The 15,570-nt window shown below is 76.4% G+C and carries 1 protein-coding gene (only partly in view); it reads left to right on the top strand.

Annotated elements, in window-relative coordinates; translation table 11 throughout:
• Positions 1–15,570 carry the 5' portion of an SDR family NAD(P)-dependent oxidoreductase gene (locus ACIBPB_RS05655; protein WP_396838380.1) on the top strand. Its footprint extends 13,782 nt past the window's final position, so the window shows 15,570 of its 29,352 coding nt (coding positions 1–15,570); it begins with the start codon at positions 1–3; its stop codon lies off the right edge, out of view.

Genomic DNA, 15,570 nt, shown 5'->3' on the forward strand with positions numbered 1-15,570 from the left:
ATGAAGCATGACCACGACCCGGTCGTCCCGCAGCCCGCCGACGCGGCCGGCGCGGCGATCGCCGTGATCGGCATGTCCTGCCGGCTGCCCCAGGCCCCCGACCCGTCGGCCTTCTGGCGGCTGCTGCGCGACGGGCGCAGCGCCATCGGCGAGACGCCGGCGGACCGCTGGGACGACCCGGGCGCGATCCGGCACGGCGGCTTCCTGGACCGGGTGGACGAGTTCGACGCCGACTTCTTCGGCATCTCGCCCCGCGAGGCCAGCGCCATGGACCCGCAGCAGCGGCTCGTGCTGGAGCTGGCCTGGGAGGCGCTGGAGGACACCGGGGTGGTGCCCGGCACCCTGCGTGGCAGCCGCACCGGCGTCTTCGTCGGCGCGATCTGGGACGACTACGCCACCCTGCTGTCCCGGCAGGGCACCGAGGTGATGGGCCAGCACAGCGTCACCGGCACGCACCGCAGCATCATCGCCAACCGGGTGTCGTACACGCTGGGGCTGCACGGGCCGAGCCTGACCATCGACGCGGCCCAGTCGTCCTCGCTGGTCGCCGTGCACATGGCCTGCGCCAGCCTGCGCAGCGGCGAGTCCTCGCTGGCCCTGGCCGGCGGCGCGAACCTGATGATCGTGCCGGAGAGCACCATCCGGTCGGCCCGGTTCGGCGGCCTCTCCCCCGACGGCCGGTGCTTCACCTTCGACGCCCGCGCCAACGGCTACGTGCGCGGCGAGGGCGGCGCGGTGGTCGTGCTGAAGCGGCTGGCCGACGCGCTGGCCGACGGCGACCCGATCTACTGCGTGATCCGCGGCAGCGCGGTCAACAACGACGGCGCCACCGAGGGGCTCACCGTGCCCAGCGTCGCCGCCCAGCAGCGGATGCTGACCGAGGCGTACGCGAACGCCGGCGTCGACCCGGCCACCGTCCAGTATGTCGAGCTGCACGGCACCGGCACCCGGGTCGGCGACCCGATCGAGGCGGCGGCGCTGGGCGGCGCGCTCGGCTCGGCGCGTACCGGGGCGCCGCTGGCCGTCGGCTCGGCCAAGACCAACGTCGGCCACCTGGAGGGCGCGGCCGGGGTGGTCGGCCTGATCAAGGCGGCGCTGAGCATCCGGCACCGGCAGCTGCCGCCGAGCCTCAACTACACCACCCCGAACCCGGACATTCCCCTGGCCGAGCTGCGCCTGCGGGTGCAGACCGAGCTGGGCGACTGGCCGCAGCCGGCCGCGCCGCTGGTCGCCGGGGTCAGCTCCTTCGGCATGGGCGGCACCAACTGCCACCTGGTGCTGACCGAGCCGCCCGCGGCCGACGCCGGGACCGACCGGCCGCGGCGGGGTGCGGGCGGGCGGCGGGGACGGCGTGGGCGTACCGCCGAGCCGGCGCCCACCCCGGCCGGACCGACCGCCTGGGTGCTCTCCGCCCGGGACGACGCCGCGCTGGGCGGGCAGGCCCGCCGGCTGCTCGACCGGCTGGCGGACGGCCCCGCCGACGCGCCGCGCGACATCGGGTACTCGCTGGTCACCACCCGGGCCGCGTTCCCGCACCGGGCGGTGCTGGTGGCCGACGACGGTGACCCGGACACGCTGCGCGCCGGGCTGGCCGCGCTGGCCGACGGCGAACCCGCGGCGACCGTGGTGCGGGGCACCGCCACCGACCCGGGCCGGGTCGCCTTCCTCTTCTCGGGACAGGGCAGCCAGCGGGTCCGGATGGGCCAGGAGCTGCGGGCCGCCGTACCGGCGTTCGCCCGGGCCCTGGACGAGGTCCTCGCCGCACTCGACCCGCACCTGCCCCGGCCGCTCGGCGAGCTGCTCGCCGCGCCGGAGGGCTCCGCCGACGCCGCGCTGCTGGACCGGACCGGCTTCACCCAGCCCGCCCTCTTCGCCGTCGAGGTGGCGCTGTACCGGCTGGTCGAGCAGGCCGGGCTCACCCCGGACCTGCTGCTCGGCCACTCCGTCGGCGAGCTGGCCGCCGCGCACGTGGCCGGCGTGCTGTCGCTGCCGGACGCCTGCGCGCTGGTCGCCGCCCGCGGCCGCCTCATGCAGGCGCTCACCGAGCGCGGCGCCATGGTGGCGGTGCAGGGCACCGAGGACGAGGTCCGGGCCAGCCTGCCCGCCGGCGGGCGGGTCGACGTGGCCGCTCTCAACGGTCCGACCTCGACCGTGGTGGCCGGCGACAAGGACGCCGTCCTCGCCCTCGCCGAGCAGTGGCGCGAGCGTGGCCGGCGGACCAAGCGGCTGCGGGTCAGCCACGCGTTCCACTCGCCGCACATGGACGCCATGCTCGAGGACTTCCGGGCCGTGGCGGAACGGCTCGACTTCGCCCCGCCGGCCATCCCGATCGTGTCCAACCTGACCGGTGCGGTCGCCGACCCGGCGGAACTCACCGACCCCGGCTACTGGGTGCGGCACGTCCGGCACGCGGTCCGCTTCGTCGACGGCGTACGCACCCTGCACGAGCAGGGCGTGCGGACCTTCGTCGAGGTGGGTCCCGACGGGGTGCTCTCCGGCCTGGGCCGGGAGTGCCTGCCCGAGGGCGGCGGCACCTTCCTGGCCCTGCTCCGGCCCCGGCTGCCGGAGACCCGTTCGGTCCTGCTGGCCCTGGCCGGCGCGTACGTGCGGGGCGTACCGGTCGACTGGCCCGCCGTGCTGGCCTGGCCGGGCGGCCCGGCGCCGCGCCGGGTGCCGCTGCCCACCTACGCCTTCCAGCGCCGCCGGTACTGGCTGGACGGGGTGGCCACCCCGACCCGGAGCGCGCCGCCGGTGGGCGCGGCCGTCCCGGTGCCGGCGGAACCGGCCGCCCCGGCCGCGCCCACCGGAGGCGCGCCGGGCAACCCGCTCGCCGACCGGCTCGCCGGCCTCGCCGAGGCCGACCAGCAGCGGGTGCTGCTCGACCTGGTCCGCACCCACGTGGCGATCGTCCTCGGGCACGTCACCGCGCAGACCGTCACGGACGGCCGCACCTTCAAGGAGCTGGGTTTCGACTCGCTGCTCTCGGTGGAGCTGCGGGACCGGCTGGCCGCCGCCACCGGGCTGAGCCTGCCGGTCGGGCTGCTCTACGACCACCCCACCCCGGAGGCGCTCGCGGCGCACCTGCGTACCCGGCTGGTCGGCGGGGTGCGGGCGGGCGCCGGCGACCTGCCGGCCGCGGTGAGCGACGAGCCGATCGCCATCGTCTCCATGGCGTGCCGCTACCCGGGCGGGGCCGAGTCACCGACCGAGCTGTGGCGGCTGCTCACCGAGGAGGTCGACGCGATCTCCGGCTTCCCGACGGACCGGGGCTGGAACCTGGACGCGCTCTACGACCCGAGCGCCGAGCGCGGCGGCAGCAGCTACGTCCGCGAGGGCGGCTTCCTCTACGGCGCCGGCGACTTCGACCCGGGCTTCTTCGGGATCAGCCCCCGCGAGGCCGCGGCGATGGACCCGCAGCAGCGGCTGCTGCTGGAGACCGCCTGGGAGACCCTGGAGCGGGCCGGCATCGACCCGACCGGGCTGCGCGGCTCCCGCGCGGGCGTCTTCGTCGGCGCGACCTTCCTCGACTACGGGCCGCGGCTGCACCAGGCGCCGGAGGGCTACGAGGGCTTCCTGCTCACCGGCAGCACCACCAGCGTGGCCTCGGGCCGGCTGGCGTACACGATGGGCTTCGAGGGCCCGGCGGTGACCGTGGACACCGCCTGCTCCTCCTCGCTGGTCGCGATCCACCTGGCCGCCCAGGCGCTGCGCCAGGGCGAGTGCAGCATGGCGCTGGCCGGCGGCGTCACCGTGATGGCCACGCCCGGCATGTTCATCGAGTTCAGCCGCCAGCGCGGGCTGGCCCCGGACGCCCGGTGCAAGCCGTTCGCCGAGGCCGCCGACGGCACGGCGTGGGGTGAGGGCGTCGGCCTGATCCTGCTGGAGCGGCTCTCCGACGCGCAGCGCAACGGCCACCAGGTGCTCGCCGTGATCCGCGGCTCGGCGGTCAACCAGGACGGCGCCAGCAACGGCCTCACCGCCCCGAACGGGCCGTCCCAGGAGCGGCTCATCCGGCAGGCGCTCGCCGCGTCCGGCCTCGGCCCGGCGGACGTGGACGCGGTCGAGGCGCACGGCACCGGCACCCGGCTGGGCGACCCGATCGAGGCACAGGCGCTGCTCGCCACGTACGGGCAGGACCGGCCGGCGGACCGGCCGCTCTGGCTGGGGTCGGTCAAGTCGAACCTCGGCCACACCCAGGCCGCCGCCGGTGTCGCCGGGGTGATCAAGATGGTCCAGGCGATGCGGCACGGCCTGCTGCCGCGCACCCTGCACGTCGACGCGCCCAGCTCGCACGTGGACTGGACGGCCGGCGCGGTGGCCCTGCTCACCGAGCCGACGCCGTGGCCCGAGCGGGACCGGCCGCGCCGGGCCGGGGTCTCCTCGTTCGGCATCAGCGGCACCAACGCGCACCTGATCATCGAGCAGCACCCGGTGGCCGAGCAGGTCGGCGAGGACACCGCGCTGGACGAGCCGGCCGACCCGGCCGAGCAGGCCGCCGCCGCCCCGCAGCCCGGGGTGCCGCTGCCGTGGCTGCTGTCGGCGAAGACCGCGGCCGCGCTGCGCGCGCAGGCCGCCAACCTCGCCGGGTACGCGCAGGAGCGCCCCGACCTCGACCATGACCGGGTCGCGGCGACCCTGATCGGCAGCCGCGCCATCTTCCACCACCGGGCCGCCGTGCTGCCCGACGACGAGCCGGTCGACGCGCTGCGCGCGCTGGCCGAGGACCGCCCGCATCCCGCGCTGCTCCAGCACACCGCGACCCACTCCGGCCGGACCGTGTTCGTGTTCCCCGGCCAGGGCGGACAGTGGCTCGGCATGGGCCGCGAACTGGCCGAGCAGAGCGACGTCTTCGCCGCGCACCTCGACGCCTGCGCGACAGCGTTGCGGCCCTATGTGGACTGGGATCTGCACACCGTCCTGCACGACGACGACCCCGACTGGCTCACCCGCGTCGACGTCGTCCAACCCGTCCTGTTCGCCGTGATGACCGGGCTGGCCGCCGTGTGGCGGCACCACGGCATCACCCCCGACGCAGTCATCGGCCACTCCCAAGGCGAAATCGCCGCCGCCTACACCGCCGGCGCCCTGTCATTGGACGACGCCGCGAAGATCGTCGCACTACGCGCCCAGGCCCTGCGGGCGCTGATCGGGCACGGCGACATGGCCTCCCTCGCCCTACCCGCCGACCAGGTCACCGACCTCCTCGCCACGCTGACCACCGACACTGCGACCCCGCCCAACGCCAGCCACGCCGACGAAGGCAACGCCGGCCCCAACGGCACGAGCGCCAACACCAACGGCGCCGCCACCCTCCGGGCGTACATCGCCACCGTCAACGGCCCCAACGCCACCGTCATCGCCGGCGACCCCGACGCCATCGCTGCCGTCGTGGCCCACTGCAAGGACCGGGACATCCCCGCCCGCGTCCTGCCCGTCGGCTACGCCTCCCACACCCCCCACGTCGAAGCGTTGCGCGACGACATCCACACCGCCCTCGACGGCGTCCAACCCACCGCCACCGATGTGGCGTTCTACTCGACCTACACCGGCGACCGGATCGACCCGACAGAGCTGACCGCCGGCTACTGGTACGACAACCTCCGCCACCCCGTGCAGTTCCAGACCGCCACCGAAGCCCTCCTGCGCGACGGGTACGGCACGTTCGTCGAGGTCAGCCCACACCCGGTGCTCATCCAACCGATCGAGGACACCGCCGACCAACACGACATCGTCGCCCTGCCCACCCTGCGCCGCGACACCACCGACCAACTCACCACCGCCCTCGCCACCGCGCACACCCACGGCCTGCCCGTCGACTGGACGCCGCTGCTGCCGGCGGCGCCGCCGGTCGAGCTGCCCACCTACCCCTTCGAGCACCAGCGGTTCTGGCTGCCGGCCGGCGGCCGGAGCGGGGAGCCGGCCGAGCTGGGTCTCAGCGGCGCCGACCACCCGCTGCTCGGCGCGACCGTCGAACTGGCCGACGGCGAGGGCTACCTGCTCACCGGCTGGCTCTCCCTGCACACCCACCCGTGGCTGGCCGAGAGCGTGGTCGCGGCGGGCACCGTCGTACCGGCCGCGACCTTCGTCGAGCTGAGCCTGCACGCCGGCAGCCACGTCGGGTACGCCCGCCTCGACGAGCTGACCGTCGAGACCCCGCTCACCTTCCCCGAGCACGGCGCCGTGCACATCCAGATCGAGGTCGGCGAGGGCGACGAGAGCGGCCGGCGGCCGATCACCATCCACTCCCGTACCGGCATCAGCCCCGGCACCGAGTGGACCCACCACGCCACCGGCCGGCTCAGCGCCGGCACCGCGCCGGACACCGGCCCGGACGCCGAACTGGCCGGCTGGCCGCCCGCCGACGCCGACCCGCTCGACGCCGACCGGCTCTACCCGGACCTCGCCCGGAGCGGCCGGGAGTACGGCCCGGCGTTCCGGGCGGTCCGCGCGGTCTGGCGGGCCGGCGACATCACGTACGCCGAGCTGCACCTGCCCGAGGAGGTCGACGCCGGCGGCTACGGCATCCACCCCGCGCTCCTCGACGCCGCCCTGCACGCCCTGGCCGTCGACGGCGACCCCGCCCTGCCGCAGCTCCCCCGCGCCTGGACCGGGGTCACCCTGCACGCGGTGGACGCCCGTGCCCTGCGCGTACGGATCGCCCGCACCGGTCCGGACACCGTCACGCTGACGGCCGCCGACCCGGCCGGCGCGCCCGTGGTGACCGTCGACGAGCTGACCCTGGCCCCCGTCACGGCCGGCGCCGGCGGCGCCAGCCCGGTCCGGGACTCGCTGCACCAGGTGGAGTGGCGGCCGGTCAACGCCGGGCCGGCCCGGGAGCCCTGGCCGGTCACCGACCTGGCCGGCCTCGACGCGCTGCTCGCCGGGGAGGCGTCGCCGCCCGAGGTGGTGGTCGTCGCGGCGGCCGCGCCGGACGGCGACGTGGTCGCCACGACCCACGAGCTGACCGAACGGGTGGCCACCGCGCTGCGGGGCTGGCTCACCGACGAGCGGCTGCACGCCAGCCGGCTGGTGGTGCTGACCCGGGGCGCGGTCACCGCCCGCCCCGACGACGACGTCACCGACCTGCCCGCCGCCGCGCTGTGGGGACTGGTCCGCTCGGCCCAGTCCGAGCACCCGGACCGGGTGGCCGTCATCGACGCGGACGAGGCCGACCCGGGGCTCGTCGCCGCGGCGGTCGCCACCGGCGAACCGCAGCTCGCGCTCCGCGCCGGCGCCCTGCTCGCGCCCCGGCTCACCCGGTTCCGGCCGCCGGCCGAGCCCACCGCGCCGCCGCTGGACCCGGCGGGCACCGTCCTGGTCACCGGTGGCACCGGCACGCTCGGCGCGTTGCTCGCCGAGCACCTGGTCCGCACCGGCCAGGCCCGGCACCTGCTGCTGGCCGGCCGCCGCGGCCCGGCCGCCCCGGAGGCGCCGGCGCTGACCGCCCGGCTGGAGGCGCTGGGCGCGACGGTACGCGTCGTCGCCTGCGACACCGCCGACCCGGAGGCGGTACGCGCCCTCGTCGCCGGCGTCCCCGCGACGCACCCGCTCACCGCGGTCTTCCACACCGCCGGCGTGCTGCACGACGCCACCCTGCACACCATGACGGCGGAGCAGGTGCACGCGGTGCTGCGGCCGAAGGTGGACGCCGCCTGGCACCTGCACCAGGCCACCCGGGACCTGCCGCTGGCGGCGTTCGTGCTCTATTCCTCGGCCGCCGGCATCCTCGGCAGCCCGGGGCAGGGCAACTACGCCGCCGCCAACACCTTCCTCGACGCGCTCGCCCAGCACCGGCACGCACACGGCCTCCCCGCCACCAGCCTCGCCTGGGGCTACTGGGCGCAGGCCAGCGGCATGACCGGGCACCTCGATGACGCCGACCAGGCCCGGATCGCGCGCGCCGGACTGCGTCCGCTGCCCACCGACGACGCGCTGGCCCTGCTCGACGTCGCGGTCGCCGGTGGCCGGCCCACCCTCGTACCGCTGGCCCTGGACCTGGCGGTGCTGCGCGGCAACCCCGGCGGCGCCGGCGTACCCGCCGTGCTGCGCGGGCTGGTCCGCACGCCGACCCGTCGGGCGGCGGCCGCGGCCGTGGTCGCCGGCTCGGACCTGGCGCAGCAGGTCGCCGGCCTGGCCGGCGCCGACCGGGACCGGATGCTGCTCGACCTGGTCCGGGCGCAGGTGGCCGTGGTGCTCGGGCACCGCAGCCCGGAGGCGGTCGAACCGCACCGGACGTTCAAGGACCTGGGCTTCGACTCGCTGACCGCGGTCGAGCTGCGCAACCGGCTCAACGCGGCCACCGGGCTGCGGCTGCCGGCCACCGTCGTCTTCGACCACCCGAACCCGCAGTCCGTCGTGGACCGGCTGCGGACCGAACTGCTCGGCACCCCGGAGAGCGCCGGGCCAGCGCCCCGGCCCCGGGCTGCGGCCGCCGACGACCCGATCGCCATCGTCGGGATGGCCTGCCGCTACCCGGGCGACGCCCGGACCCCGGAGGACCTGTGGCGGCTGGTGCTCGACGGCGCCGACGCGACCAGCGACTTCCCGGCCAACCGGGGCTGGGACCTGGAGGCGCTCTACCACCCGAGCCCCGACGAGCCCGGCCGCACGTACGCCCGGCGCGGCGGCTTCCTGCACGACGCGGACGCCTTCGACGCGCAGTTCTTCGGGATCAGCCCGCGCGAGGCGCTGGCCACCGATCCGCAGCAGCGGCTGCTGCTGGAGACCGCGTGGGAGGCCCTCGAACGGGCCGGCATCGACCCGACCACCCTGAAGACCACCCCGACCGGCGTCTTCACCGGCGTCATCTCCCAGGAGTACGCACCCCGCGCCGGGCAGCGCCACCACGAGGTCGAGGGGTTCCTGCTGGCCGGCAACACCACCAGCGTGGCGTCCGGGCGGCTGGCGTACACCCTCGGACTGGAGGGGCCGGCCATCACCATCGACACCGGCTGCTCGTCGTCGCTGGTCGCTACCCATCTGGCGGTGCAGGCGCTGCGTCACGGCGAGTGCACGCTGGCGCTGGCCGGTGGCGTGACGGTGATGGCCTCGCCGAGCATCTTCCTGGAGTTCAGCCGGCAGCGCGGGCTCTCCCCCGACGGGCGCTGCCGGTCGTTCGCCGACGGCGCGGACGGCACCGGCTGGGGTGAGGGTTCCGGCCTGCTGGTGCTGGAGCGGCTCAGTGACGCCCGGCGCAACGGCCACCAGGTGCTCGCGGTGATCAGCGGCTCCGCGGTCAACCAGGACGGCGCCAGCAACGGACTCACCGCCCCCAACGGACCGTCCCAGCAGCGGGTCATCCAGCAGGCGCTGGCCAACGCCGGGCTCACCCCCGCCGACGTCGACGCCGTCGAGGCGCACGGCACCGGCACCACCCTCGGCGACCCCATCGAGGCCCAGGCGTTGCTCGCCACCTACGGCCAGCACCGCGCCGACGACGAGCCGCTCTGGCTCGGCTCGATCAAGTCCAACATCGGGCACACCCAGGCCGCCGCCGGCGTCGCCGGCATCATCAAAATGGTCCAGGCCATCCGCCACGGCACGCTGCCCAGGACCCTGCACGTCGACGCGCCCAGCTCCCACGTCGACTGGGACACCGGCGCCGTCGCCCTGCTCACCGAGAACACCCCCTGGCCCGAGCACGACCGGCCCCGCCGCGCCGGCATCTCCTCCTTCGGCATCAGCGGCACCAACGCCCACCTCATCATCGAACAAGCCCCCACCACCACGCCGGCGGCGGCGGCCACCACCGAACCACCGACCGCACCCGTCGCCCTGCCCTGGCTGCTGTCCGCGAAAACCCCAGCCGCGCTGCGCGCCCAGGCCGCGCAACTGGTGGCGCACGTCGAGCAGGAGCCGGGACGTGCCCCGGCCGCCGTCGGGTACGCGCTGGCCACCACCCGGGCGACGTTCGAGCACCGGGCGGTCGTGCTGGCCGGCGGGGACCTCCTGCCCGGCCTGCGGGCGCTGGCCGCCGGGGAACCGCACCCCACGGTGGTACGGGACACGGCCGTGCCGGCCGGCCCGGTGGCGTTCCTGCTCACCGGACAGGGCGCCCAGTACGCCGGGATGGGCGCGGAACTGGCCGAGCGGTTCGAGGTCTTCGCCGCCGCCCTCGACGAGGTGTGCGCCGCCGTCGACCCGTACCTGGAGCACCCGCTGCGCGAGGTGATGTTCGGCCGGCACACCGACCTGCTCGGGCAGACCCGCTACACCCAGCCGGCGCTGTTCGCCTTCGAGACCGCCATGTTCCGGCTGCTGGGCAGCTTCGGTGTCACCCCCGACCACCTGATCGGCCACTCGATCGGCGAGCTGACCGCCGCGCACCTCGCCGGGGTGCTCACCCTGGCGGACGCGGCCGCCCTGATCACCACCCGGGCCGCGCTGATGCACGCCATGCCGCCCGGCGCGATGCTCAGCGTCGCGGCCACCCTCGACGAGGTCACCCCGCTGCTCGCCGGGTACCCGCGGGTCAGCCTGGCCGCGCACAACAGCCCCGGCTCGCTGGTGCTCGCCGGTGACCCCGAGGACGTCGACGCGCTCGCCGCGGCCCTGCGCGAGCAGGGCCACGACGGGCGGCGGCTGCACGTGGCGCACGCGTTCCACTCGGCGCACACCGACGGCATCCTGGACGAGTTCCGGCAGGCCGCCGCGGCCGTCACCTTCCACCCGGCCCGCATCCCGATCGTGTCCAACCTCACCGGCGGGCTCGCCACCGACGCGGAGCTGGCCGACCCCGACTACTGGGCCCGGCACATCCGGCACGCCGTCCGGTATGCCGACGGCACCCGGCAGCTGCACGAGCTGGGCGTCACCCACTTCGTCGAACTCGGCCCCGACGGCACGCTCACCACGCTGACCCACGAGACGCTGCCCGGGCACGCCCGCGCCACCGCCACCCAGCGGCGCGGCCAGCCGCCCACCGACACGCTGCTCGCCGCCCTGGCCGCGCTGCACGCCGGCGGCCTGTCCGTGGACTGGTCGCCGCTGCACCCGGTGCCCGCGCCCGCGCCGGTGCCGCTGCCCACCTACCCCTTCCAGCACCAGCGGTTCTGGCTGCACGCCACCGGTGGCGCCGACGTGAGCGCCGTCGGCCTGCACGCCAGCGCCCACCCGATGCTCGCCGCCGCCACCCGGCTGGCGCACCACGACAGCTACCTGTTCACCGGCCGCCTCGCCGCCGGCACCCACCCGTGGCTGGCCGACCAGACGGTCGACGGTCGGGTGCTGCTGCCCGCGGCGGCCCTGGTCGAGCTGGTCCTGCAGGCCGGCGAGCAGGTCGACCTGCCGTTCCTGGCGGGACTCGAGGTGCGGGCGCCGCTGACGCTGGCCGCCGGTGCCGCCGTCCACCTCCAGGTGGAGGTCGGGCCGGCCGGGCCGGACGGTCGCCGGCCGGTGGCCGTGCACTCCCGGCCTGCCGACGGCGCCGACGACGGCTGGGCCACCGACCGGTGGACCGAGCTGGCCGCCGGGTTCCTCGCCGCCGCCCCCGCCGGGAAGCCGGAACCGGGCCCGGCCGAGTGGCCGCCGCCCGCCGCGGTGCCGCTGGACACCGCGACCTGCTACACCGACCTCGCCGACACCGGGCTCGCCTGCGGGCCCGCGTACCAGGCCCTCACCGCCGCCTGGCGTCGCGGGGAGGACCTGTACGCCGAGGTCCGGCTCGCCGACGACGTGGACACCGCCGGGTACGGCATCCACCCCGCGCTGCTGGACGCGACGCTGCACGTGGTAGCCCTCGCCGACCCCGCGCCGACCGCCCGGGCCGCGTCGATCTGGCACGGTGTCGCCCTGCCCGCCGGCGGGGCCGCCGAGCTGCGGGTCCGGCTGACCCGGCTCGACGCGGGGACGTACCGCCTCGACGCGACCGACCCGGCCGGCGAGCCGGTGGTGACGGTCGACGCGCTCACCCTCACCGCGGTCGAGCGGGGCACGCCGGCCCCGGCCCGTGCGGACGACGCGCTGTACCAGGTCGACTGGGTGCCGGTGCCGACCGGCGCGGCGACCGCCGAACCGTGGCCGGTCGTCGCCCTCGACGAGGCCGTCGAGCTGCTCGGGACCGACGCCGCCGTGCCCGAGGTGCTGGTGGTGGCGCCGACCGCGCCGGAGCCCGGCGTGCCGGGCGCGCACGCCGTGGTGGAGCGCGGCGCCGCGCTGCTCGCGGCCTGGCTCGCCGACGGGCGGACCGGGCAGTCCCGGCTGGTGGTGCTCACCCGACGCGCGGTCGGCACCCGCCCCGACGAGGATGTCCAGGATCTGGCGGTCGCCCCGCTCTGGGGTCTGCTCCGGTCGGCGCAGTCCGAGCACCCGGACCGGATCGTGATCGTCGACCACGACGGCGCACCGGCCAGCCTCGACCTGCTGCCCGCCGCCGTGGCCGGCGGGGAGCCGCAGCTCGCCCTCCGCGACGGCGCGGCCCTCGCGCCGCGGCTGGCCCGCGCCGGTACGCCGGCCGAGGTCCCGGCCGGACTGGCCCCGGACGGCACGGTGCTGATCACCGGCGGCACCGGCACCCTCGGCGCGCTGCTCGCCACCCACCTCGCCAGCACCGGCCGCGCCCGACACCTGCTCCTGGTCAGCCGCCGCGGCACCGACGCACCCGGCACCACCGACCTGATCAACCGCCTCACCGACCTCGGCGCCACCACCACCGTCACCGCCTGCGACACCGCCGACCCCGACGCCGTCACCGACCTCATCGCCGCCATTCCCAACGAGCACCCCCTCACCGCCGTCTTCCACACCGCCGGCGTGGTCGACGACGCCGCCGTACACACCCTCACCGCCGACCAGATCCACACCGTGCTGCGCCCCAAGGTGGACGCCGCCTGGCACCTGCACGCGGCCACCGCCCACCTGCCGCTGGCCGCGTTCGTGCTCTATTCCTCGGTGGCCGGCACGCTCGGCACCGGCGGGCAGGGCAACTACGCCGCCGCCAACACCTACCTCGACGCGCTGGCCCAGCACCGGCGTGCGCACGGCCTGCCGGCGACCGCCCTGGCCTGGGGCTTCTGGGCGCAGACCAGCGGCATCACCGGCCACCTCGACCGCACCGACCAGGCGCGGATCGCCCGGACCGGGCTGGTGCCGCTGGCCAGCGAACACGCGCTCGCCCTGCTCGACGCCGCGCTCGGCCAGGACCGGCCGGTGCTGGTGCCGACCACGCTGGACCTGGCCCGGCTGCGCACCCAGGCCGCCGAGGTCGGCGTACCGGCGATCCTGCGCGGCCTGGTGCGGACGCCGCGGCGGCGCTCGGCCGGCGGGTCCACCGGGCCGGCCACCTCGTCGCTGGGCCGGCAGCTCGCCGCTCTCGGCGAGGCCGACCGGGCCCGGCTGCTGCTCGACCTGGTACGCGCGCAGGTCGCCCTGGTGCTCGGGCACGCCGGCGTCGACGGCATCGGCCCGGACCGGGCGTTCAAGGACCTGGGCTTCGACTCGTTGACCGCGGTCGAGCTGCGCAACCGGCTCAACGCGGCGACCGAGCTGCGGCTGCCCACCACGATCATCTTCGACCACCCGACGCCGGCCGCGCTGGCCGAGCGGATCGGCGCCGAGGTCGCCGGCACCGGGGCGGCCGAGGCGGCGGCCCCGGCCACGCGGAGCGCGGCCGCCGACGAGCCGGTCGCGATCGTCGGCATGGCGTGCCGGTACCCGGGCGAGGCGGACAGCCCGGAGCAGCTCTGGCGGCTGCTGGTCGACGGGGTGGACACGGTCAGCGGCTTCCCGACCGGGCGGGGCTGGGACGTCGACGGGCTCTACGACCCCCGGCCGGACCAGCCGGGCCGCACCTACGCCCGGGAGGGCGGCTTCGTTCACGACGCGGACGCGTTCGACGCCGACTTCTTCGGGATCAGCCCGCGCGAGGCGCTGGCCACCGACCCGCAGCAGCGGCTGCTGCTGGAGACCGCGTGGGAGGCCCTCGAACGGGCCGGCATCGACCCGACCACCCTGAAGACCACCCCGACCGGCGTCTTCACCGGCGTCATCTCCCAGGAGTACGCGCCCCGCGCCGGGCAGAAGCCGCGGGAACTGGAGGGCTTCCTGCTCGCCGGCAACGCCACCAGCGTCGCCTCCGGCCGGATCGCGTACGCGCTGGGCCTGGTCGGGCCGGCGATCACGGTGGACACCGCGTGCTCGTCGTCGCTGGTCGCCACCCACCTGGCCGTGCAGGCGCTGCGCAACGGCGAGTGCAGCCTGGCGCTGGCCGGCGGGGCCACCATCATGGCCACCCCGGGCATCTTCGTGGAGTTCAGCCGGCAGCGCGGGCTTGCCCCGGACGGGCGGTGCAAGCCGTTCGCCGAGGCCGCCGACGGCACCGGCTGGGGCGAGGGCGCCGGCCTGGTGGTGCTGGAGCGGTTGTCGGACGCCCGCCGCAACGGCCATCCGGTGCTCGCGGTGATCCGCGGCTCGGCGGTCAACCAGGACGGCGCCAGCAACGGACTCACCGCCCCCAACGGACCGTCCCAGCAGCGGGTCATCCAACAGGCGCTGGCCAACGCCGGGCTCACCCCCGCCGACGTCGACGCCGTCGAAGCCCACGGCACCGGCACCACCCTCGGCGACCCCATCGAGGCCCAGGCCCTGCTCGCCACCTACGGCCAGGACCGCGACCAGCCGCTCTGGCTCGGCTCGATCAAGTCCAACATCGGCCACACCCAGGCCGCCGCCGGCGTCGCCGGCATCATCAAGATGGTCCAGGCCATCCGCCACGGCATGCTGCCGAAGACCCTGCACACCGACGCGCCCAGCTCGCATGTGGACTGGTCGATCGGGGACGTGGCGCTGCTCACCGAGAACACCCCGTGGCCGGAGCACGGCCGGCCCCGCCGGGCCGGGGTCTCCTCCTTCGGTCTCAGCGGCACCAACGCCCACCTCATCATCGAGCAGACCCCGGCGGCCGTGCCGCTCCCGGTGTCCGGGAAGCCCGCGGCGGACGAGGTGCCGGCGGGCATGGCGGCCTCGACGGCCGACGGGGAGCCGGCGGGCTTGGCGGCCTCGACGGCCGGGAGCTCGGCGGTCGCGCTGCCGTGGGTGCTGTCGGCGAAGACGCCCGCCGCGCTGCGCGCCCAGGCCGGCAACCTGGCCGGCCACCTCGACCAGCACCCCGACCTGGACCCGAACGCGGTCGCCGCCGCCCTGCTCACCACCCGCACCGCGTTCGGACAGCGGGCGGCGGTGCTGCCCGGCGCCGACCCGATCGACGCGCTGCGGGCCCTGGCCGAGGACCGGCCGCACCCGGCCCTGCTCCAGCACAGCGCCGCCCACGGCGGTCGGGTGGCGTTCGTGTTCCCCGGCCAGGGCGGACAGTGGCTCGGCATGGGCCGCGAACTCGCCCAGCACAGTCCCGTCTTCGCCGCGCACCTCGACGCCTGCGCGACCGCGCTACGGCCCCACGTGGACTGGGACCTGCACACCGTCCTGCACGACGACAACCCCGACTGGCTCACCCGCGTCGACGTCGTCCAGCCGGTCCTGTTCGCCGTGATGACCGGGCTGGCCGCCGCGTGGCGACACCACGGCATCACCCCCGACGCCGTCATCGGCCACTCCCAAGGCGAGATCGCCGCCGCC

Origin of the sequence: Micromonospora sp. NPDC049836, assembly GCF_044465125.1 — a bacterium.
In the GTDB taxonomy this organism is placed as follows: domain Bacteria; phylum Actinomycetota; class Actinomycetes; order Mycobacteriales; family Micromonosporaceae; genus Micromonospora.